18 protein-coding genes are annotated in these 19,081 nt (G+C 71.0%); 6 read left to right on the forward strand and 12 right to left on the reverse strand.

What is annotated here, in order from left to right; all coding sequences use genetic code 11:
* Positions 1–21 precede the first annotated feature (21 nt).
* Together ABZY11_RS01325 and ABZY11_RS01330 are read right to left on the reverse strand one after the other, a co-directional pair.
* Positions 22–411, reverse strand: a complete 390-nt coding sequence (locus ABZY11_RS01325; RefSeq protein ID WP_356477134.1) for a nuclear transport factor 2 family protein — start codon at positions 409–411, stop codon at positions 22–24.
* Positions 412–452: 41 nt separating this feature from the next.
* On the reverse strand, positions 453–1,289 hold the full coding sequence (locus ABZY11_RS01330; RefSeq protein ID WP_356477135.1) for a methyltransferase domain-containing protein: 837 nt from the start codon (positions 1,287–1,289) through the stop codon (positions 453–455).
* A 70-nt stretch (positions 1,290–1,359) separates the two neighbouring features.
* Between ABZY11_RS01330 and ABZY11_RS01335 the strand changes: the two genes are divergently transcribed.
* Both ABZY11_RS01335 and ABZY11_RS01340 read left to right on the forward strand, forming a co-directional pair.
* Positions 1,360–3,225, forward strand: coding sequence for a prolyl oligopeptidase family serine peptidase (locus ABZY11_RS01335; protein WP_356477136.1), 1,866 nt, complete (start codon positions 1,360–1,362; stop codon positions 3,223–3,225).
* 128 nt (positions 3,226–3,353) lie between these two features.
* Positions 3,354–4,247 (forward strand): SURF1 family protein, encoded by an 894-nt coding sequence (locus ABZY11_RS01340; protein ID WP_356477137.1) that lies wholly within the window; start codon positions 3,354–3,356, stop codon positions 4,245–4,247.
* 166 nt (positions 4,248–4,413) lie between these two features.
* Here the strand turns inward: ABZY11_RS01340 and ABZY11_RS01345 are convergent, their stop codons facing one another.
* The 7 genes from ABZY11_RS01345 to ABZY11_RS01375 all read right to left on the reverse strand — a co-directional run bounded on the left by ABZY11_RS01345 (position 4,414) and on the right by ABZY11_RS01375 (position 11,462).
* A complete protein-coding gene (locus ABZY11_RS01345; RefSeq protein ID WP_356477138.1) occupies positions 4,414–5,790 on the reverse strand; it encodes a hypothetical protein in 1,377 nt (458 codons plus the stop codon).
* On the reverse strand, positions 5,787–6,362 hold the full coding sequence (locus ABZY11_RS01350) for a SigE family RNA polymerase sigma factor (protein ID WP_356477139.1): 576 nt from the start codon (positions 6,360–6,362) through the stop codon (positions 5,787–5,789). The genes ABZY11_RS01345 and ABZY11_RS01350 overlap by 4 nt, the downstream gene beginning before the upstream one ends.
* 358 nt (positions 6,363–6,720) lie before the next feature.
* Complete coding sequence (locus ABZY11_RS01355) at positions 6,721–7,785, reverse strand: aspartate-semialdehyde dehydrogenase (protein WP_356477140.1); 1,065 nt, start codon at positions 7,783–7,785, stop codon at positions 6,721–6,723.
* The gene (locus ABZY11_RS01360; RefSeq protein ID WP_266915004.1) at positions 7,782–9,053 is read right to left on the reverse strand and encodes an aspartate kinase; all 1,272 of its coding nucleotides are present in this window, start codon (positions 9,051–9,053) and stop codon (positions 7,782–7,784) included. Before ABZY11_RS01360 ends, ABZY11_RS01355 begins: the two co-directional genes overlap by 4 nt.
* Positions 9,054–9,666: 613 nt before the next feature.
* The gene (locus ABZY11_RS01365) at positions 9,667–10,326 is read right to left on the reverse strand and encodes a DUF5063 domain-containing protein (RefSeq protein ID WP_326766387.1); all 660 of its coding nucleotides are present in this window, start codon (positions 10,324–10,326) and stop codon (positions 9,667–9,669) included.
* A gap of 131 nt (positions 10,327–10,457) precedes the next feature.
* Complete coding sequence (gene recR / locus ABZY11_RS01370; protein WP_266417409.1) at positions 10,458–11,057, reverse strand: recombination mediator RecR; 600 nt, start codon at positions 11,055–11,057, stop codon at positions 10,458–10,460.
* A gap of 69 nt (positions 11,058–11,126) precedes the next feature.
* The gene (locus ABZY11_RS01375; protein WP_072487886.1) at positions 11,127–11,462 is read right to left on the reverse strand and encodes a YbaB/EbfC family nucleoid-associated protein; all 336 of its coding nucleotides are present in this window, start codon (positions 11,460–11,462) and stop codon (positions 11,127–11,129) included.
* 369 nt (positions 11,463–11,831) lie between these two features.
* Between ABZY11_RS01375 and ABZY11_RS01380 the strand changes: the two genes are divergently transcribed.
* Positions 11,832–12,611 carry an SLATT domain-containing protein gene (locus ABZY11_RS01380; RefSeq protein WP_356477212.1) on the forward strand — a complete coding sequence of 260 codons (780 nt, stop codon included), beginning with the start codon at positions 11,832–11,834 and terminating at the stop codon, positions 12,609–12,611.
* A 114-nt stretch (positions 12,612–12,725) separates the two neighbouring features.
* Here ABZY11_RS01380 and ABZY11_RS01385 read toward each other — a convergent pair whose 3' ends face one another.
* From ABZY11_RS01385 to ABZY11_RS01395, 3 genes are all read right to left on the reverse strand, one after another.
* Positions 12,726–13,376, reverse strand: coding sequence for a hypothetical protein (locus ABZY11_RS01385; RefSeq protein ID WP_356477213.1), 651 nt, complete (start codon positions 13,374–13,376; stop codon positions 12,726–12,728).
* Between the two features lie 112 nt (positions 13,377–13,488).
* Positions 13,489–14,247 carry a GntR family transcriptional regulator gene (locus tag ABZY11_RS01390; protein ID WP_356477141.1) on the reverse strand — a complete coding sequence of 253 codons (759 nt, stop codon included), beginning with the start codon at positions 14,245–14,247 and terminating at the stop codon, positions 13,489–13,491.
* Positions 14,248–14,352: 105 nt separating this feature from the next.
* Entirely contained in the window at positions 14,353–15,726 is a 1,374-nt protein-coding gene (locus ABZY11_RS01395; RefSeq protein ID WP_356477142.1) for an aspartate aminotransferase family protein, read from the reverse strand.
* 260 nt (positions 15,727–15,986) lie between these two features.
* On the opposite strand from ABZY11_RS01395, the gene ABZY11_RS01400 reads away from it, so the two are divergent.
* The 3 genes from ABZY11_RS01400 to ABZY11_RS01410 all read left to right on the forward strand — a co-directional run bounded on the left by ABZY11_RS01400 (position 15,987) and on the right by ABZY11_RS01410 (position 19,066).
* Positions 15,987–16,592 carry a type 1 glutamine amidotransferase family protein gene (locus ABZY11_RS01400; protein WP_356477143.1) on the forward strand — a complete coding sequence of 202 codons (606 nt, stop codon included), beginning with the start codon at positions 15,987–15,989 and terminating at the stop codon, positions 16,590–16,592.
* Positions 16,589–17,041, forward strand: coding sequence for a MarR family transcriptional regulator (locus ABZY11_RS01405; protein WP_356477144.1), 453 nt, complete (start codon positions 16,589–16,591; stop codon positions 17,039–17,041). The genes ABZY11_RS01400 and ABZY11_RS01405 overlap by 4 nt, the downstream gene beginning before the upstream one ends.
* A gap of 177 nt (positions 17,042–17,218) precedes the next feature.
* A complete protein-coding gene (locus ABZY11_RS01410) occupies positions 17,219–19,066 on the forward strand; it encodes a serine/threonine-protein kinase (RefSeq protein WP_356477145.1) in 1,848 nt (615 codons plus the stop codon).
* The last annotated feature ends 15 nt before the right edge of the window (positions 19,067–19,081 follow it).

Genomic DNA, 19,081 nt, shown 5'->3' on the forward strand with positions numbered 1-19,081 from the left:
CGGCAACCGACAGCCGGGACATCAGTACCGCTCGACGAGGTGCTCCCGGCCCGCCGGGGGCTCGTACGGCTCGGGCCAGAAGTCGGTGATCTCGCTGATCCGCCCCGTCACGTCGAACACGAAGAAGTGAATGGCGGGCAGTTCCTCGGCGCCGACCGTGAAGCGCGTACGCACGGCGACCTGCTGCCCCTGGCCGTCGGCCACCACGCGCTCGACTCGGACGCGCCAGTCCCCCGGGTACTCCCGGTTGAACCGCAGATACCGCTCCTTCCCGCGAATGCGTTCGCGGGTCTGCGGCAGGTCGTACAACACCTCGTCGGCCAGCGTCGCGGCGAAGGCGTCCCAGTCGCGGGCGTCGGCCGCGCTCCAGTACGTCTCCACCACGGCGCGCAGATCGGCAGTCGTTGTCATGGTTCCGAGTCTGAACCCCACCACTGACAATCGGCCCCGGTTCAGGAATCGGCCGCCTTCGACGCCTTGATGGAGTACATCAGCGGAATGCGCGGCCGGTCGGCCGGGAAGCGGTAGAAACCGTCGCTCTGCCGTTCCAGCGACGAGAAGCGGGCGAAGAGCGAGGCGTCGTGCTCGTGCAGGAACTCGATCCGCAGCCCGGCGGCGGCCAGCGCCGACACCACCTCGCCGATCGGGTGCTGCCATTCGACGCTGCGGTTGTGGACGGTGGGCGCGTCGAGATCCGCGTACGTGCCGGGCGTCTCGTCCACCCAGGCGTCGCGGCTGAAGTAGTCGTGCTCGACCTTCGTCCCGGTGGAGTCGTCGAGGCAGTCCGTCATCGGATGGAACTCCGCCAGGTAGAGGAATCCGCCGGGCGCCACGAGCGATGCGGCGGTTTCGGCCCAGCGGCGGGTGTCGGGCAGCCAGTTCAGCGCGCCGATGCCGGTGTAGACGACGTCGTACGACGAGTCGGGGACGGCCTGCGCGGCGTCGTGGACGTCGGCCGCGACGAACGCCGCCCGGTCCTGGCCGAACCCGAGCTCGCGGGCCAGGGCGCGCGCGGTCTCGACGGCCGGTTCGGAGAAGTCCAGACCGACGACCTGTGCGGCGCCGTGCCGGGCCCACGAGAGGGTGTCGACCCCGATGTGGCACTGCAGATGCAGCAGCGACTTGCCCGTGACGTCCCCGACCTCGGCGAGCTCGAAATCGCGCAGGGCGTCCTTGCCGGCACGGAAGGAGTCGAGGTCGTAGAAGTCGCTCATGGCGTGGATGGGGACCCGCTCGTCCCAGCGCGCGCGGTTTGCCTCGTGCCAGTCGGCAGGGGTCGGTGCGTACATGCCGGGAGGTTATCCACAGGCTGCGGACGATGCGAACGAATTGTCGGCGTTCCGACGCAGAATGGGGGACATGACTGAGACCACTGGCTCGACGACGGCCCCCTCCGCCCAGCCCCCCGCTTCCGCGCCGGAGTGGGAGCAGCGCTTCCGGGCGCCGCGGGTGTCGTTGCCCGACTGGGCGGAGGACGCACCCGACCGCGCGCTGTTCGTCTCCAACGCCACGGGGACGTACGAGCTGTACGCATGGAACCGCGCCACCGGCGAGCAGCGCCAGGTGACCGACCGGCCGAACGGCACGACGGACGGGGTGCTGACACCTGACGGGGAGTCGGTCTGGTGGTTCAGCGATACCGATGGCGACGAGTTCGGGGTGTGGATGCGCCAGCCGTTCCACGGCGGCGGGGACGGGGAGCCGGGTGACGAACCGGCGACGCCCGGTCTCGGCCCTTCGTACCCGTCCGGGCTCGCGATCGGGCGGGACGGCACGGCGGTGGTCGGCCGTTCGACCGACGAGGACGGGACGACGATCCATGTCGTGCGGCCCGGTGCGGCGCCCGTGGAGATCTACCGCCACCGCGAGTCGGCGGGCGTCGGTGACCTCAGTCATGACGGGACGCTGATCGCCCTGGAGCACACCGAGCACGGCGACGCGATGCACTCCGCGCTGCGTGTGGTGCGGCCGGACGGGACGACGGTCGCCGAGCTGGACGACACCGAGGGCGGCACGAAGGAGCTGGGGCTGTCGGTGCTGGGTTTCGCCCCCGTCGCCGGGGACACCAGGCTCCTGGTGGGGCACCAGCGGCGGGGCCGGTGGGAGCCGATGATCTGGGACCCGACCACGGGTGTGGAGACGGACCTCGCGATCGACCTGCCCGGCGACGTGAGCGCCGAGTGGTATCCGGACGCCTCCGCGCTGCTGATCGCGCACGATTTCGAGGCCCGCAGCGACCTGTGGCGGTACGAGCCGGAGGCGGGCGGCGCCCCCGTCCGGGTGGAGACCCCGGCGGGTTCGGTGTCGGGTGCCACGGCCCGGCCGGACGGCACGGTGGAGTACCTGTGGTCCTCGGCCGCGCAGCCGCCCGTCATCCGGTCCACCTCGGGTGCGGTGGTGCTCGATCCGCCCGGCCTGAAGGCCCCGGCGTCCGTGCCGGTGGAGGACGTGTGGGTGGACGGGCCCGGGGGCCGTGTCCATGCGCTCGTCCAGCGGCCCGCCGCCCCGGCCGAGGGGCCGTTTCCCACCGTCTTCGAGATCCACGGCGGCCCGACCTGGCACGACAGCGACGCCTTCGCCTCCGGCCCGGCCGCCTGGGTGGACCACGGCTACGCGGTCGTCCGGGTCAACTACCGCGGTTCCACCGGATACGGCCGCGCCTGGACGGACGCGCTCAAGCACCGGGTGGGCCTGATCGAGCTGGAGGACATCGCCGCGGTACGGGAGTGGGCGGTGAAGTCCGGCCTCGCGGATCCGGAGAAGCTGGTCCTGGCCGGCGGATCCTGGGGCGGCTACCTGACCCTGCTCGGCCTCGGAACGCAGCCGGACGACTGGGCCCTCGGCCTGGCGGCGGTCCCGGTCGCCGACTACGTCACGGCGTACCACGACGAGATGGAGGATCTGAAGGCGATGGACCGCACACTGATGGGCGGCACGCCGGGGGAGGTTCCCGAGCGCTTCGAGGCATCGTCCCCGCTGACATACGTCGACGCGGTCCGGGCGCCGGTCTACATCTCGGCGGGCGTCAACGACCCGCGCTGCCCGATCCGCCAGGTCGAGAACTACGTCGACCGGCTGAAGGGCCGGGACGCGGTGCACGAGGTGTACCGGTACGACGCGGGACACGGTTCGCTCGTGGTGGAGGAACGGATCAAGCAGGTCCGCCTGGAACTGGACTTCGCCCAGCGCCACCTGACCCCGGAGGCGGCCCCACCCGGCGCGTAGCGGGCAGATGGACGGGCGCCTGTTCCGTCCATACCGAGCAGGGGACACGGCCGTTACGGAGCGGGGGACACGGCCGTCAGCCGGCACCCCGCTCCGGGCCACCGGAGCGGGGTGCGTACCGTGGAGGCGTGTACCGGTTCCTGCTGACCCCGCGATGGTGGGGGATCAACCTCTTCGTCGTGCTGGCCATCCCGTTCTGCGTCTTCATGGGTACCTGGCAGCTCGGCCGCTTCGAGGACCGCGTGCAGACGCACGACGCCGCCGAGAAGCAGCCCGCGCCGGGCACGAGGCCCGCCAAGCCGATCGACGAACTCCTGCCCGTCGACACGGTGACCTCCGGCCGCCCGGCCACCGCCACCGGCCGGTACGCCGACCAGTTCCTGGTGCCCGGACGGGAGTTGGACGACAAGAGCGGCTTCTACGTCCTGAACATGCTCCGTACGGACAGCGGCAAGGCTCTGCCGGTGGTACGCGGCTGGCTGCCCGGCAAGCCAGGCGACACCACCGTGCCCGCCGCACCGACCGGCGAGGTCACGGTGACCGGCGACCTGCAGGCGTCCGAGAACGCCGGCACCGCGGGAGTCGACACGGCGGACGGACTCCCCGACGGCCAGCTGGGCATGATCAGCGCCGCGTCGCTGGTCAATCTCGTCCCGTACGACGTCTACGACGCATGGGTGACGCTCCAGGGCGCCGGCGCCGGCGCCGAGGCCGGTACCGGTGGCGGCGACAAGGCGGGCGACGCGCTGCGTCCCGTACCGGCCGCCGTGGCGCAGGGCACCGGGCTCGACCTGAAGGCGTTCCAGAATCTCGGCTACACCGGTGAGTGGTTCGTCTTCGCCGGGTTCGTGCTCTTCATGTGGTTCCGGCTGGTCCGCCGCGAGGCCGAGTCGGCGCGCGACCTGCGACTGGGCCTCGTCGAGGACACGGGGGCCGGTCCCGGCTCGGAGCCCGAGGCCGGGGCCGCGCCCGAGTCCGAGCCCCAGCCCGGCAAGGACACCGTGGGCACCGGCACGGCCTGAGGCACGCACAGGCCAGGGGCAGGCACGGGCAGAGAGAGCCACGCTCACATGAGGGGCCCGCCGGATCACGATCGACCGGCGGGCCCCTCATGTCATGCCTACAGCCTCTGTCATGCCTCGTACGGGCTCTGTCATGCCTCGTACGGCGTCGTGGCCTGTCCCGGCGTCACGTCGCGGGCGCCAGTACCCCGGTCCGGTAGATCGTGCCCGAGCAGGCGTTGGCGATCTTCGTCTCCGCGACCGGTGCCCCGGCCTCCGGCGTGTGCATCACCGCGACGCTGCCGTCCTGCGTCCCACCGCCGTCCTCGCTGCCGAACTGCGTGACCGTGTCCGTCGTCCCGTCGCCGCTTCCCGAACCGGCGCCGGCGGCCGCGGCGCCACCCGCACCGCCCGAGTCGTCGCTCGGCGTCGGGCTCGGCGAGCCTCCGACGGTGGGACACGTGTCGCTCGGCACCCAGGCGAACTTCACCTCGTACGCCATCGACGGCTTCAGCAGCACCGTCCCCTGCTCCTGCGAAGGGTCGGGCAGTCCGGCCGCCCCGTCACCCGCGGTGTGCTGGACGACCGCGATCCTGGCCGGGTCGGCCGCGCCGATCGCCTCGAAGCCCACGCTGCCGCTGCTGCTCACCGAGCAGTCCGTGCCGGAGACATTGGCGATCCGGAAGGTGCCGTAGACCGTGCCGTCGGCACCGGCCGCGCCGGTCTCGGCCGAGGCGACACCGAGCTGCCCCGGGTCGCAGGTCGGCACCGAGGCCGCCGCGGAGTTGGACGGATCGGCGGCCCCGCCGGCCAGGTGGCCGTCGGTGCCCTGGCCACGGCTGTCGGAGGGGCTGCTCGTGCTCGTGGGCTGGTTCCGGCCGCCATCGGCCTGCCCGTCGTTGTTGCCGCCGCTGTCCTTCCCGCCGGACCGCGAGCCGGTGTCGGTGCCGTTGCCGCCCTGCGCCTGTTCACCGTGTCCGGCTATCGCGGGGTTGGCGGTGGTCGAACCGTCGGAGTTCGCGACATGGACGAAGGCCGGGACCGCGGTGCCGATGAGCAGCGCCGCAGCCGCCAGGCCGACGACGGCCTGCCGTCGCTTGGCGCGCCGGACGGGCACCGCACGCTGCAGATGGTCGAGCGTGCCGTCGCTGGGCTGGATGTTCTGGACGGCGCCGCGCAGCATGCGACGCAACGCGACCTCGTCGATGTCCACACCGCCGCCGCCATCGCCGCCGTCACCGTCGCCGGCACCCGGACCACCGTCCGGGCCCGAGACCGAGACCGAGACCGAGCCGAAGAGGCTGCTCAGACTGCCGAGCTCAGCGGTCTCAGCAGCCCCGACAGATTCAGCAGCCCCGTCAGCGCCGTTGGTCCCGTCAGTCCCAGCGACTCCATCTGCCCCAGCGGCTCCAGCCGTCCCAGCGGCCTTCTCCGGCCCGTGGTTCACAATTCCGTTTCCAGTCCGGTCAATCCGACGCTCACGCCGATGCTCACGGTCGGGGCCGTTCTCGCCCGACGAGCCGTTCTCACGTTCGGGGCCGTTCTCGTACTCGGGCCGGCTCATCCCTGCGCCTCCATCACGACGCGCAGCGCCGCGATCCCGCGCGAGCCGTAGGCCTTGACCGAGCCCAGGGATATCCCCAGTGTCTCGGCCACCTGGACCTCCGTCATGTCCGCGAAGTAGCGCAGCACCAGCACCTCCCGCTGGCGCCGTTGCAGCCCCCGCATCGCTTTGATCAGCGCATCCCGCTCCAGCTGGTCGTACGCACCCTCCTCCGCGCTCGCCATGTCCGGCATGGGCTTGGAGAGCAGCTTCAGCCCGAGGATGCGGCGGCGCAGCGCGGAGCGCGAGAGGTTGACGACGGTCTGGCGCAGATACGCGAGCGTCTTCTCCGGGTCCCGTACCCGGTTGCGCGCCGAGTGCACCCGGATGAATGCCTCCTGCACCACGTCCTCGCACGAGGCCGTGTCGTCCAGGAGCAGGGCTGCGAGACCGAGCAGCGACCGGTAGTGGGCGCGATAGGTCTCGGTGAGATGGTCGACCGTGGTTCCGGCAGCCACGCTCTCCTCAGCGCCCTCGCGCTGCGCGGGCAGCCGTGCGGGACGCGCAGCGGGCATGGGCGCAATCACCGGCATACCGCCGGGTGCGCGGGGCCGTCGGAGCGGGCGCACCGAAGCGCCGCGCAAGGGGCCCACCACTGTGATATCGAGAACCTCTGCCACGCCAGTTGGACACGTTTCCCCCCGTCAGGGTTGTACGCGCGCGGCACCGCGTTTGGCGCTGTGCGAGATGCCCTCATACGTACCTGCTCTTCCCCGAATACCCCGAATGTGCGCCCCGCCGCGCCAGAGGTGACCGCATAGACGCGCACTCCCCGGCCAGTGGTTGCAGCAGGCCGAAAGTCATCGTCGGATACCCCGACACCCCATCTCAAGAGGTTGAGAGCTTCAACTTACTCACAGGGCGTTCACAGAGAGTACAAAACAGGTTCGATCAGGACCGGGGAAACTCCGCCGCCACCGACTCGGCGATCTGTGCCACGTTCAACGCCGCTCCCTTGCGGAGGTTGTCGCCGCAGACGAACAGTTCCAGCCCCCGGGGATCGTCCAGTGACCTGCGCACTCTCCCGACCCAGGTCGGATCGGTGCCGACGACGTCGGACGGCGTCGGGAAGTCGCCCGCCGCCGGGCTGTCGTACAGCACCACGCCCGGTGCCGTCGCCAGGATCTCGTGGGCCCGGTCGACCGCGATCTCGTTCTCGAACCGGGCGTGCACGGACATCGAGTGCGTCGCGATCACGGGTACGTACACACAGGTCGCCGCGACCCGCAGGCCCGGCAGGTCGAGGACCTTGCGGCACTCCTCGCGGATCGCCAGCTCCTCCGAGGACCAGCCGTCCCCCGCCTCGGTCCCGGCCCAGGGCACGACGTTGAGGGCGACCGGGGCGGCGAAGGGGCTGCCTTCCGTGTCCCCCAGGGCCCTGCGTACGTCCCCCGGCTTCGTGCCCAGTTCCGTACCGGCGACCATCGACAGCTGTTCGCGCAGCGCCGCGACACCGTCCCGGCCCACCCCGCTCACCGCCTGGTACGAGGAGACGACCAGTTCCCGCACACCGAATTCGGCGTGCAGCGCTCCGACGGCCACGATCAGCGCCAGCGTCGTGCAGTTCGGGCTCGCGACGATGCCGCGCGGCCTGATCCGTACGGCGTGCGGATTGATCTCGGGCACGACCAGCGGAACGTCCGCGTCCAGCCGGAACGCGGCGGAGTCGTCGATGACGACCGCGCCCTTGGCGGCGGCGATCGGCGCCCACTGCGCGGAGACGTCGTCGGGCACCAGGAACAGCGCCACGTCCACGTCGTCGAAGACGTCCTCGGTGAGCTGGAGGACCTCGCTCTCCTCTCCGCGCACGACCAGCTTGCGGCCGGCCGAACGCGACGAGGCGATCAGCTTCACCTCGCCCCAGACATCCGCGTGCTGCGAAAGGATCTGCAGCATGACACCGCCGATCGCCCCGGTCGCGCCGACGACCGCGAGCGAAGGACGGCGCGCGGTCATCGGCCGGTGCCCCCGTAGACGACGGCCTCGTCGGAATCGCTGTCGAGACCGAAGGCGGTGTGCACGGCGCGCACGGCCTCGATGACGTCGTCGGCGCGGGTGACCACCGAGATGCGGATCTCGGATGTCGAGATCAGCTCGATGTTCACACCGGCGTCCGACAGCGCCTCGAAGAAGCCCGCCGTAACCCCCGGGTTGGTCTTCATGCCGGCGCCGACCAGGGAGATCTTCGCGATCTGGTCGTCGTAGCGCAGCGACTCGAAGCCGATGGTGCCGCGGTTGCGCTCCAGGGCGTCGATGGCCTTGCGGCCCTCGGCCTTCGGCAGCGTGAACGAGATGTCGGTCAGACCGGTCGACGCGGCGGAGACGTTCTGCACCACCATGTCGATGTTGATCTCCGCGTTCGCGATCGTGCGGAAGATCGCGGCGGCCTCGCCCGGCTTGTCGGGCACGCCGACAACGGTGATCTTGGCCTCGGAGACGTCATGGGCGACTCCGGAGATGATCGCGTGCTCCACCTTCTGGTCCCCTTGCGGCTCGTTGCTGACCCAGGTTCCGCGCAGTCCGGAGAAGGACGAGCGGACGTGGATCGGAATGTTGTAGCGGCGTGCGTACTCCACGCACCGGTGCAGCAGCACCTTGGAGCCGGACGCGGCCAGCTCCAGCATGTCCTCGAAGGAGATCCAGTCGATCTTCCGGGCCTTCTTCACGACCCGCGGGTCGGCGGTGAAGACACCGTCCACATCGGTGTAGATCTCACAGACCTCGGCGTCCAGCGCGGCCGCGAGCGCGACGGCGGTGGTGTCGGACCCGCCGCGGCCGAGGGTGGTGATGTCCTTCTTGTCCTGGGACACACCCTGGAACCCCGCGACGATCGCGATGTTCCCCTCGTCCAGCGCCGTACGGATACGGCCCGGCGTCACATCGATGATGCGCGCTTTGTTGTGGACCGAGTCGGTGATGACGCCCGCCTGGCTACCGGTGAACGACTGGGCCTCGTGGCCCAGGTTTTTGATCGCCATCGCCAGCAGGGCCATGGAGATCCGCTCTCCGGCGGTCAGCAGCATGTCGAACTCACGCCCGGCAGGGATCGGGGATACCTGCTCGGCGAGATCGATCAACTCGTCCGTCGTGTCGCCCATCGCTGACACCACGACAACCACCTGGTTGCCGTTCTTCTTGGCATCGACGATTCGCTTGGCGACGCGCTTGATGCCCTCGGCATCGGCTACGGAGGAGCCTCCGTACTTCTGCACGACAAGGCCCACGTGCGCTCCTCGCTCAGTCCATTACTGCTGTCGGCTCAGTTTAACGAGCAGTCCGGAAACGCCCCGCTGATACCACATGCTGAGATGTCCCGCTCAGAACGTGATCATCGGCGTGTCGCTCCGGACCGCTCGTACAGGTGTGTTGCCCGCCGGACAGGCCCGCATTCCCATATGTGGTCCAGCCCACACGCCTGGCGGTCCAGGTCCACGATTCATCGGCCCTCCACCTCCAGCGTGGACCGGAACCCAACCATCCGCCCCTTGGAGGCTCCGCCATGCGCAAGCCGCTGCGCGCACTGCCCCTGCTTCTCGCCCTCACCGCGCTCCCGCCGGCCGCATCCCCGCCCACGCGGGCGGCACCTGCTCCGCCACCCACGCCGACGCTCCGATCCACGCGGGCGCCAACCCCTGGGCCGACATCGTCGGCCACCTGGACCCCGGCACCCCGGTGATCGGCTCCGCCAGGGCGCGGACGAGCTGTGGCGCGTGGCGCGCACGGCCCAACGGCGCGCAACTGGGCTTCATGCGCGACGGCGACCTTCGGTGCGATGGGGGGTGAGAGACAGCGAAGGGTGAGATGCGACGGGGGTGGAGTGCCGAGAGCGGGCGCCCGCTACTGCACCGGCCGCAGCCCCAGCGGACCCGCGATCTCCTCGGCCATCACGCGGCCGGCCTCCTCGGCGAGGTCGTCGTCGATGGTCTCCGAGTCGGTGTCCAGGCCGTCCAGTTCCTGGAGGGGCTGGTTGAGGCGGATGTGGGCGATCAGGGACTGGAGGGCGCGCAGGGTGGCGGAGGCGGTGGAGCCCCAGTTGGAGAAGTAGGAGAACTGCCACCACCACAGGGCCTCGGTCGTGCGGTCCTCCTCGTAGTGGGCCAGACCGTGGCGCAGGTCGGTGACCAGGTCGGCCAGGTCGTCCGAGATCCGGGCCGGGACCGGGGCCTTACGGGGCTCGTACGGGTCGAAGACCTCGGAGTAGACGTCGATCGGCTCCAGCAGGGCGGCGAACCGCTCGCGCAGGCCGTCGGCGTCCGGCTCCGCGCCCAGGTCCGGCTCGTAGCGCTCGTCGGGGACGATGTCCTCGTACGCGCCGAGCCGGCCGCCCGCCAGCAGGAGCTGGGAGACCTGGAGCAGCAGGACGGGGACGGCCTCCTCTGGCTCCTCGACCTTGGACACCTCGGTGACCGCGACGATGAACGTCTTGATCTGGTCGGCGATCTGGACGGCGAAGTCGTCAGGGTCCTGCGTGACGGAGTTCAGCGTGGCGTCAGACATCGAGGGGACCTCCCGTGGGCGCGGTCGCGAACGGTGAGTAGAACATAGCGTCGCTGAACGTAAAGCCGCCGTGAGTCGCGGGAACGGTCCTGGAAACGGTCACCGGAAGAACATCCGGAGACGTGCAGGCGTCAGACATCGAGCAGGCGCCTCCCCTCGAAGGCGCGGCCCAGGGTGACCTCGTCCGCGTACTCCAGGTCGCCGCCCACCGGCAGGCCGCTGGCCAGCCTGGTGACCCGCAGGCCCATCGGCTTGACCATCCGCGCCAGGTACGTCGCGGTGGCCTCGCCCTCCAGGTTGGGGTCGGTCGCCAGGATCAGCTCCGTGATCGAACCGTCGGCGAGGCGGGCGAGCAGCTCGCGGATGCGCAGATCGTCCGGGCCGACGCCCTCGATCGGGCTGATCGCGCCACCGAGCACGTGGTACCGGCCCCGGAACTCACGGGTCCGCTCGATCGCGACGACGTCCTTCGGCTCCTCGACCACGCAGATCACCGACGGGTCCCGGCGCGCGTCCCGGCAGATGTTGCACTGCTCCTGCTGGGCGACATTGCCGCAGACCGAACAGAACCGGACCTTGTCCTTGACCTCCAGGAGGGCATGGGCGAGGCGGCGCACATCGGTCGGCTCGGCCTGCAGGATGTGGAAGGCGATCCGCTGCGCGCTCTTGGGACCGACGCCGGGCAGCCTGCCCAACTCGTCGATGAGGTCCTGAACCACGCCTTCGTACAACGGGAACGCCTTCCTTTCCTGTCCTGCTCTGTTCTGTCCTGGATGAGCCGCGCCGGAGGCTCAGCCGGGTCAGAAGGGGAGGCCGGGCATGCCGCCCAGGCCCTGGGCCAGCGGGCCCAGCTTCTGCTGCTGGAGCTGCTGCGCGTTCTCGTTCGCCGCCTGGACCGCGGCGACGACGAGGTCCGCGAGCGTCTCGGTGTCCTCCGGGTCGACCGCCTTCGGGTCGATCACCAGATTGCGGAGCTCGCCGGAGCCGGTCACGGTCGCCTTCACGAGACCGCCACCCGCCTGGCCCTCGACCTCGGTCCTGGCCAGTTCCTCCTGGGCCGCGGCGAGATCCTGCTGCATCTTCTGGGCCTGCTGCAGCAGTTGCTGCATATTGGGCTGACCACCACCGGGAATCACGGTCACTCCTGGCAATTCGACGACAAAATGTTTCGGTACGCCGAGCCTACGTGGTCACCGGGCAGCGCGCCCCACTCACTGGGGCGCAACTCTTTCGGGTGAGTTTCAGGCAGGCCCTGCCGGGCTCCTATACCTGATCACAGGCCCTGCGCACCCAGGAATACCGCGTTTTCTACCCCATGGCCCACCATTCGGCGGTAGGAAGGGCATGCGCATCAGGACACACAGGCACACCGGTCGTCACGCAAGGTTGCGTACGCGGGACTGTCGGCCACGCCGGAGAGCAGTGAGCACCCCACCGTCGAACACATCGCCACATCAGGCGTCGCTACGCAGAATGCAGAGGAGTACCCGGTGAGTCAGCCGGAGATGCAGCCCGAAGGGCCGCCCCGCAACGAGCCCGGTTCGGCCGGCTCGGCCGGTTCCTCCGGTTCGGGCTCCGGCGCGCGCGGCAGGGATGCCGGGGGCCGGGATCTGACCGGCACGCCGTTCCCACTCGGCGACTGGGGCGAACCCGCCGACCGCCTCGACGAGCTGTACCGCTGGGTCGAGGCCGACGCGCTGCGCACCGCCGACTGGTACCTGGGCGACCGGGTGCGCAAGCGCCGCGGGGCCAGGGCGCTGCGGATCGGCACCGCGATCGGGGCGGTAGCGGGCGCCGCGCTGCCGTTACTCGATCTGACCGGGGCGCTGGACGGGTCGGCGGGCTGGGGCTATCTGTCGCTGCTGCTCGGCGCCGCGTGCATGGCGTGCGACCGGTACTTCGGCCTCACCTCCGGCTGGATAAGGAATCTCGCCACCGCCCAGGCCGTGCAGCGTCGGCTCCAGGTGCTCCAGTTCGACTGGGCCTCGGAGTGCGTACGGGAGGTGCTCGGCCCGACCGAGGGGACGGCCAGCGAGGCGGCCGAGCGGTGCCTGGGGGTGCTGCGGCGGTTCTCGGAGGACATCACGGAGCTGGTGCGCACCGAGACCGCGGACTGGATGGTGGAGTTCCGGGCCGGACCCGCGCCGATGGGGATGCAGGCGCTGTCGTTGGGCACCGGGCACGGCGGACGTTCGGATCAGGGAGTGCTGTCGGGACGGTTCCCGCTGCAGACGATGACCCGGCCGAACATGCCGCGTCAGCGCCCCCCGGAGTCCCCGCGGTGACCTCGCGGGCGCCCCGGTGCGGGCGCCCGGGAAGCGTCCGGGCCGGGGCCGCAAGGCCCTTGCCGGGCCCTGTCGGCGCCATGGCCTGTCCGGCGGATCAGGGTCGGACAGGCGCTAGCTGAAGATGATCATGGAGCCTTGGGCGAGACTGCGGGTGGCCGCCGCGTGCAGACCCAGCCAGACGTGCCGCTCGCGGGCGAACGGGCTGTTGTCGTACGGGATCGGCGCCGCCGGTTCCTCCAGGGAGGTCGGTGCGGCGGGCGGCAGTGGGGCGGCCGGCGGGTTCGCCGGGTCGATGCCGATGGCCGGGGCGACGTACTCCAGCTCCCGCAGCAGTCCGTGCGAGGAGCCGAGCGGGCCGCCGCCCTCCAGCAGATCGTCGCCGGAGAGCGGGACGGCGAAGTCCAGCGGGACGTACGCCCCCGCGTGGTCGTAGTGCCAGACCAGGTGGGACTGCTGGGCCGTCGCCTCGAACATCTCCAGCAACTGCTCGTAGTCCCCGCCCAGTTCGTCGACCGGCGTGACGGCGAGTCCGCTGAGCTGGAGCAGATAGGCGCGGCGCAGGAAGTGCAGGGCGTCGTAGTCGAAGCCAGCGACCGGCGCGACATCGCCCGTCAGGCCCGGCATGTACGCGTACACGGGGACGGGCGGCAGCCCGGCCTCGCCCAACGCCTTGTCGTAGACGGCTATCTCTTCGGCGAACGGATTGTCGGGGCTGTGGCACAGCACATCGACTAGGGGAACCAGCCACAGGTCACAGGCCACGAAGTCTCGCTCTCCCACGGGTGCACATCGGATTGTTCGGGATGGTCGGGACAGCGTAATGCGGTGGGCGCGTTGCGCACAGTGGCCGTGGTGATGAACGGCGGTGGCAGGGCTACGGCTCCGGCACCCCGGGGTCCGGAGCCTGTCCGGCCGACTGCCCGTCGCGCCCCGGAAGTTCGAGCTCACCGGCCGCGAGCCGGTCCGCCCAGTTCAGCGCGTGGGTGCTGTAGTCGTCCATCACCCCGCGCACCGCGTCGTGGTCGCCGAGCGTGATCGCCGCGACAAGGTCCGGATGACCGTGCCAGAGCCAGTCCCGGGCACGTGCGTCATGGCGCAGGTACGGCACCGCGAACACCCAGGCCTGGACGCGCAGTCGGTGCAGGAAGTCGTTGATGTAGGTGTTGTCCACGAGCACGCCCAGCTCGCGCCAGAACCGCAGGTCGTAGCCGATGAGGATGTCGAGGTCGCCGCCCAGCGCCGCCCGCGCGGCCTCCTGGGCCCTGCGGCGCACGGAGACCAGGCAGTCCCGGTACCCCGTCCTCTGCGCGGGCGAGAGCGAGGGGCCGAAGAAGATGCCGCGGATGACTCCGTCGATGACCAGGCTGCGGGCCTCGACCAGCGACCGGTAGTCGGCGACGGTGAATTCCCTTACCCGGAAGCCCCGGTGCTGGTCCGATTCCAGCAGTCCCTGTGCGGAGAGGTCGAACAGCGCCTCGCGCACCGGGGTCGCCGAGACGCCGTACTGCTCGGCGATCTGCTTGACCGTGAACTCCCGCCCCGGTTGCAGACGCCCGGCGAGCACCTCGTCACGCAGCGCGTCCGCGATCTGCTGCCGCAGCGTACTGCGAGTGACAGCTCCGCTCGCGCACATGGCGCCCCTCCCCATTTTTCGCCTCCGGTCACCTTAAGCCAGGGCCGCTGTGCCCGGATCCGGGCAGGGGAGGGGCGTCGTGCTAGCGAGCCGCGCGAGCGCGGGTCACGCTGTGTGCTCGTCCGCGACCGACAGCGCCGCGTCGAGGGCCGCGAGACCCTCCTTGGCCTCGGCCTCGGTGATGTTGCAGGCCGGAACGGCGTGCGTGCGGTTCATGTTGACGAAGGGCCACAGACCGTTCTTCTTGGCCGCTGCGCCGAAGGCAGCCATCGGCGCGTTGGCCTCGCCCGCCGCGTTGTACGGGACCAGCGGCTCGCGGGTCTCCTTGTTGCGGACCAGGTCCAGCGCCCAGAACGCGCCGAGGCCGCGGACCTCGCCGACCGAGGGGTGGCGCTCGGCGAGTTCGCGGAGGCCGGGGCCGAGGACCGTCTCACCGATGTGGGCGGCGTTCTCGATGACCTTCTCGTCCTCCATCACGTGAATGGTGGCGACGGCGGCCGCGCAGGCCAGCGGGTGACCGGAGTACGTCAGTCCGCCCGGGTAGGCGCGGGTCTCGAAGGTCGCGGCGATCTCGGCACTGATCGCGACCCCGCCGAGCGGTACGTAACCGGAGTTGACTCCCTTGGCGAAGGTCATCAGGTCCGGCACCACGTCGAAGTGGTCGGCGGCGAACCACTTGCCGGTGCGGCCGAAGCCGGCCATGACCTCGTCGAGGATGAAGACGATGCCGTACCGGTCGCAGATCTCGCGGACGCCCGCGAGATAGCCGGGCGGCGGCGTCATGATGCCCGCGGTGCCGGGGATCGTCTCCAGGATGATCGCGGCGATGTTGCCGGCGCCCTCGAAGGCGAGGGTGTCCTCCAGGTGCTGGAGCGCGCGGGCGCACTCCTCGGCCTCGGTCTCGGCGTGGAACGGCGAGCGGTAGAGGAACGGCGCCCAGAAGCGGACGACGCCCGCCGAGCCGTTGTCGGACGGCCAGCGGCGCGGGTCACCGGTCAGGTTGATCGCGGTGGAGGTGGCGCCGTGGTACGAGCGGTAGGCGGAGAGCACCTTCGCGCGGCCGGTGTGCAGTCGGGCCATCCGGACGGCGTTCTCGACGGCCTCGGCACCGCCGTTGGTGAAGAAGATCTTGTCCAGGTCACCGGGGGTGCGCTCGGCGATGAGGCGTGCGGCCTCGGAGCGCGCCTCGATCGCGAACGCGGGGGCGAAGGTGGCGAGCTTGCCCGCCTGCTCCTGGATCGCGGCGACGACGGTGGGGTGCTGGTAGCCGATGTTGGTGTAGACGAGGCCACTGGTGAAGTCCAGGTAGCGGTTGCCGTCGTAGTCCCAGAAGTACGCCCCCTCGGCGCCGGCGACGGCGAGCGGGTCGATCAGGCCCTGGGCGGACCAGGAGTGGAACACGTGCGCGCGGTCGGCGGCCTTCACGGCCGCACCGGCAGCGGGGTCGACATGCGGGGCATGCGGGGCATGAGGGGTCATGCGGCGAGCGTAGGCCGCACCGGGAGCGGCCCGACATGGCCACCTTGTATGGCGTGGGGCGCTTTGGTGAGCAGGGTGTCGGGTCGTCGGCATACGGGGTTGGCACACAGGTCGGCACAGGGGTCGGCATACGGGTCGGCCTGCCGGAATAGATTGACAGCAAGCTGTCGTAATGACAGCATGTTGGCATGCTCTCGATGGTCGCTCGTGGCCGTCGTCGGAGAGCGAGACCGACGGGACAGTCCCACCGAGGAGGCGTCATGACCGACATCCGCAGGACCGTGCACCTGGCCGTGTACGACACCCTCGCCGACTGGGAGACGGGGCACACCACCGCCCATCTCGCGCAGGCCGGCTTCACCGTACGGACGGTCGGCCCCACCACCGGCCCCGTCACCACCATGGGCGGGCTGCGCATCCTGCCCGACCTCGCGCTCGCGGACCTGCGCCCCGAGGACAGCGCGCTCCTGGTGCTCCCCGGCGCCGGGCTCTGGGACACCGGTGACACGCTCGCCCCCTTCGCCCGTGCGGCGCGCGGCTTCCTGGACGCCGGGGTGCCGGTCGCCGCGATCTGCGGTGCGACGGCGGGCCTGGCCCGCGAGGGTCTGCTCGACGACCGCGCGCACACGAGCGCGGTCTCCTTCTACCTCGCGGCCACGGGGTACAAGGGCGGCGAGCGTTATGTCGACGCGGACGCGGTGACGGACGGCGACCTCATCACAGCCGGGCCGACGGAACCGGTCGCGTTCGCCCGCGAGGTCTTCGCACGGCTCGGGGTGTACGAGGGCAAGAAGCTCGACGCCTGGTACCGGCTGTTCCACGACTCGGACCTGGCCGCCTACGAGATCCTGAACGCCGACACATGAGCCAGGAACCCGCGAACGAGGAACTGCTGAGCCGTACCGCGGTCGGCGTCTTCCGGCTCAATGGCCAATTCCTCTCCGTCTCGGAGCGATTGGCCAAGCCCGCCGGACTCACCGCCTCCTGGTGGCAGGTCCTCGGGGCCGTGCTCCGCGAGGACCTGCCCGTCTCCGGGATCGCCCGCGCCATGGGCATGACCCGGCAGGGCGTGCAGCGTGTCGCCGACCTGCTGGTCGGCAAGGGCCTCGCCGAGTACGTACCCAACCCCGCCCACCGCCGCGCCAAGCTGCTGCGCCCCACCGACGAGGGACGCGCCGCGGTCCGGCGCATCGATCCCGGCCACACCGCGCTCGCCGCCCGGCTCGCCGCCGAGCTGGGCGAGGATCAATTCGCGGAGACCGTACGGGTGCTGGAGCAACTGTCCGCCGCCATGGAAGCCATCTCCGAGGCGTAGTCACACCCTCGCCCCGCCTCCGGCACCCCGAAGATCCGCCCCGCCCGGGGCGGGTCTTCTTCGCGTTCCCGGCCGAAGCCGCAACCGGCCCGGCCACGCGCTGCGTGGATCCCTATGATCGAGCGAGCCACGCCAGGCACCGCTCAGTTCAATCCCGGGGGAAGGACGTTCAGCGCCATGCAGAGCCTGACGCCACAGGATCCGCGCGCCATCGGTGCGTACCGGCTGCTGGGCCGGCTCGGCGCCGGCGGCATGGGCCAGGTCTACCTGGCCCGGTCCGACCGCGGCCGCACCGTCGCGATCAAGCTGGTACGCGGCGAACTCGCCGAACAGCAGGAGTTCCGCGACCGGTTCCGCCACGAGGTACGGGCCGCCCGCCAGGTCGGATCCGCCTGGACCGCCCCCGTGCTGGACGCCGACACCGAGGCCGCCGTGCCCTGGGTCGCCACCGGATACGTCGCCGGGCCCTCCCTGCACGCCACCGTCACCGGCCGCTCGCGCACCCCCGAAGGAGCGGCCTCCGGTGCGTACGGTCCCCTGCCCGAGCGTTCGGTCCACATCCTGGGAGCCGGTCTCACCCACGCCCTCCAGGACATCCACGCCGCCGGGCTCATCCACCGCGACCTCAAGCCCTCCAACATCCTGCTGACGATCGACGGGCCACGCGTCATCGACTTCGGCATAGCCCGGGCACTCGACACCGTCACCGACGGCGGCGTCACCCGCACCGGGGCCCTGGTCGGATCGCCCGGCTTCATGGCGCCCGAGCAGGTGCGGGGCGAGCGGGTGACCCCGGCGTGCGACGTGTTCTGCCTCGGCTCGGTACTGGCGTACGCCTCGACCGGCCGGCTTCCGTTCGGGGCGGCCGACAGCGGCGTGCACGCGCAGATGTTCCGGATCGCCCAGGAGGACCCGGACCTGACCGGCGTCCCCGTGGACCTCGTCGAACTGGTCAGGGACTGCCTGCACAAGGACCCGGCCGCCCGCCCGACGACGGACGCGATCCTGGAGAGGCTGGCCGGCGGCGACCCGGCGGAACCCTGGCTACCGGGCGCGCTGATCGCCCAACTGGGGCGCCACGCGGTGGAATTGCTGGACTCGGAGGACCCCGATGAGGAGGCGTACGGGCCGGCTCCCGGGCCCGTACCGGACGAGGCACCCCCGGCGCCCGCACCCCCCGGAACGCCCTCTGCCCGCCCCGTGCACACGCTGCCCACCACGACCGGCGCCCCGACCCCGCCGCCCGCACCCGCCCCGCCGCACGGGGCCCCCGGCTACGGGTACCCGCCGCTGCCCGCTCAACCGCACCCCGGCCAGGGCTTCGGCCCCCAGCAGAACCACGCCGGTTACGGATACCCACAACAACAACAGCCCGGATTCGGCAGCACGCCCCCGTACGGCCCCGGCTACCCCACCGCCCCGCAGCCCGGCCCCGAACCGGCCGGCCGCAGACGGGGCTCGACCATCGCGCTCGTCGCCGTCGCCGTGCTCGTGGCCATAGGAGCGGGCGGCTCCGTCTACGCGTTCATGAACGGCAGGACGACGGGGCCCACGCCGTCCCCCACCGGCTCCCAGTCCCCCACGGACACCTCGTCGGACTCCTCCGCGACCGACGATCCGACCTCGCCGGACCCCTCCTCCACCGACGACCGGAAGAACGGTGACGGCCCCATCCCGTCCGGCTACCTCGGCACCTGGTCGGGCTCCATCGACAACGAGGCCGGCCGCTCCACCCGCGAACTCGTCATCAAGCAGGGCGCGGTCGGCCAAAGCGTCCTCACGCTCACCGCGGACGGCCCGCTCGACACCGGCGGCTCCTACCACTGCGTCTTCCAGGCCGACCTGACCGCGGAACCGTCCCCGGGCGGCCCCGTCGAGGTCGGCCCCTCCACGGTCACGGTGGGCGAGCCCATGACGTCCTGCACCGCGGGCAAGGCCACCACGCTCACTCTGCTCCCGGACGGTTCCCTGCGCCGCGAGAACAAGGACAGCGGCGAACAGCTCACGTACACGAAGAACGACTGAGCGGATCGGGCGGAC

Source organism: Streptomyces sp. NPDC006510 (assembly GCF_040611955.1).
Classification (GTDB): Bacteria; Actinomycetota; Actinomycetes; order Streptomycetales; family Streptomycetaceae; genus Streptomyces.

Coding starts and splice junctions, on each gene's coding strand:
- ABZY11_RS01325 (WP_356477134.1), bottom strand. CDS start 411: ATGACAACGACTGCCGATCTGCGCGCCGTGGTGGAGACGTACTGGAGC.
- ABZY11_RS01355 (WP_356477140.1), bottom strand. CDS start 7,785: ATGACCGCGCGCCGTCCTTCGCTCGCGGTCGTCGGCGCGACCGGGGCG.
- ABZY11_RS01345 (WP_356477138.1), bottom strand. CDS start 5,790: ATGAGCCGGCCCGAGTACGAGAACGGCCCCGAACGTGAGAACGGCTCG.
- ABZY11_RS01395 (WP_356477142.1), bottom strand. CDS start 15,726: ATGACCCCTCATGCCCCGCATGCCCCGCATGTCGACCCCGCTGCCGGT.
- ABZY11_RS01410 (WP_356477145.1), top strand. CDS start 17,219: ATGCAGAGCCTGACGCCACAGGATCCGCGCGCCATCGGTGCGTACCGG.
- ABZY11_RS01365 (WP_326766387.1), bottom strand. CDS start 10,326: ATGTCTGACGCCACGCTGAACTCCGTCACGCAGGACCCTGACGACTTC.
- ABZY11_RS01400 (WP_356477143.1), top strand. CDS start 15,987: ATGACCGACATCCGCAGGACCGTGCACCTGGCCGTGTACGACACCCTC.
- ABZY11_RS01405 (WP_356477144.1), top strand. CDS start 16,589: ATGAGCCAGGAACCCGCGAACGAGGAACTGCTGAGCCGTACCGCGGTC.
- ABZY11_RS01335 (WP_356477136.1), top strand. CDS start 1,360: ATGACTGAGACCACTGGCTCGACGACGGCCCCCTCCGCCCAGCCCCCC.
- ABZY11_RS01330 (WP_356477135.1), bottom strand. CDS start 1,289: ATGTACGCACCGACCCCTGCCGACTGGCACGAGGCAAACCGCGCGCGC.
- ABZY11_RS01390 (WP_356477141.1), bottom strand. CDS start 14,247: ATGTGCGCGAGCGGAGCTGTCACTCGCAGTACGCTGCGGCAGCAGATC.
- ABZY11_RS01380 (WP_356477212.1), top strand. CDS start 11,832: ATGCAGCCCGAAGGGCCGCCCCGCAACGAGCCCGGTTCGGCCGGCTCG.
- ABZY11_RS01350 (WP_356477139.1), bottom strand. CDS start 6,362: ATGCCGGTGATTGCGCCCATGCCCGCTGCGCGTCCCGCACGGCTGCCC.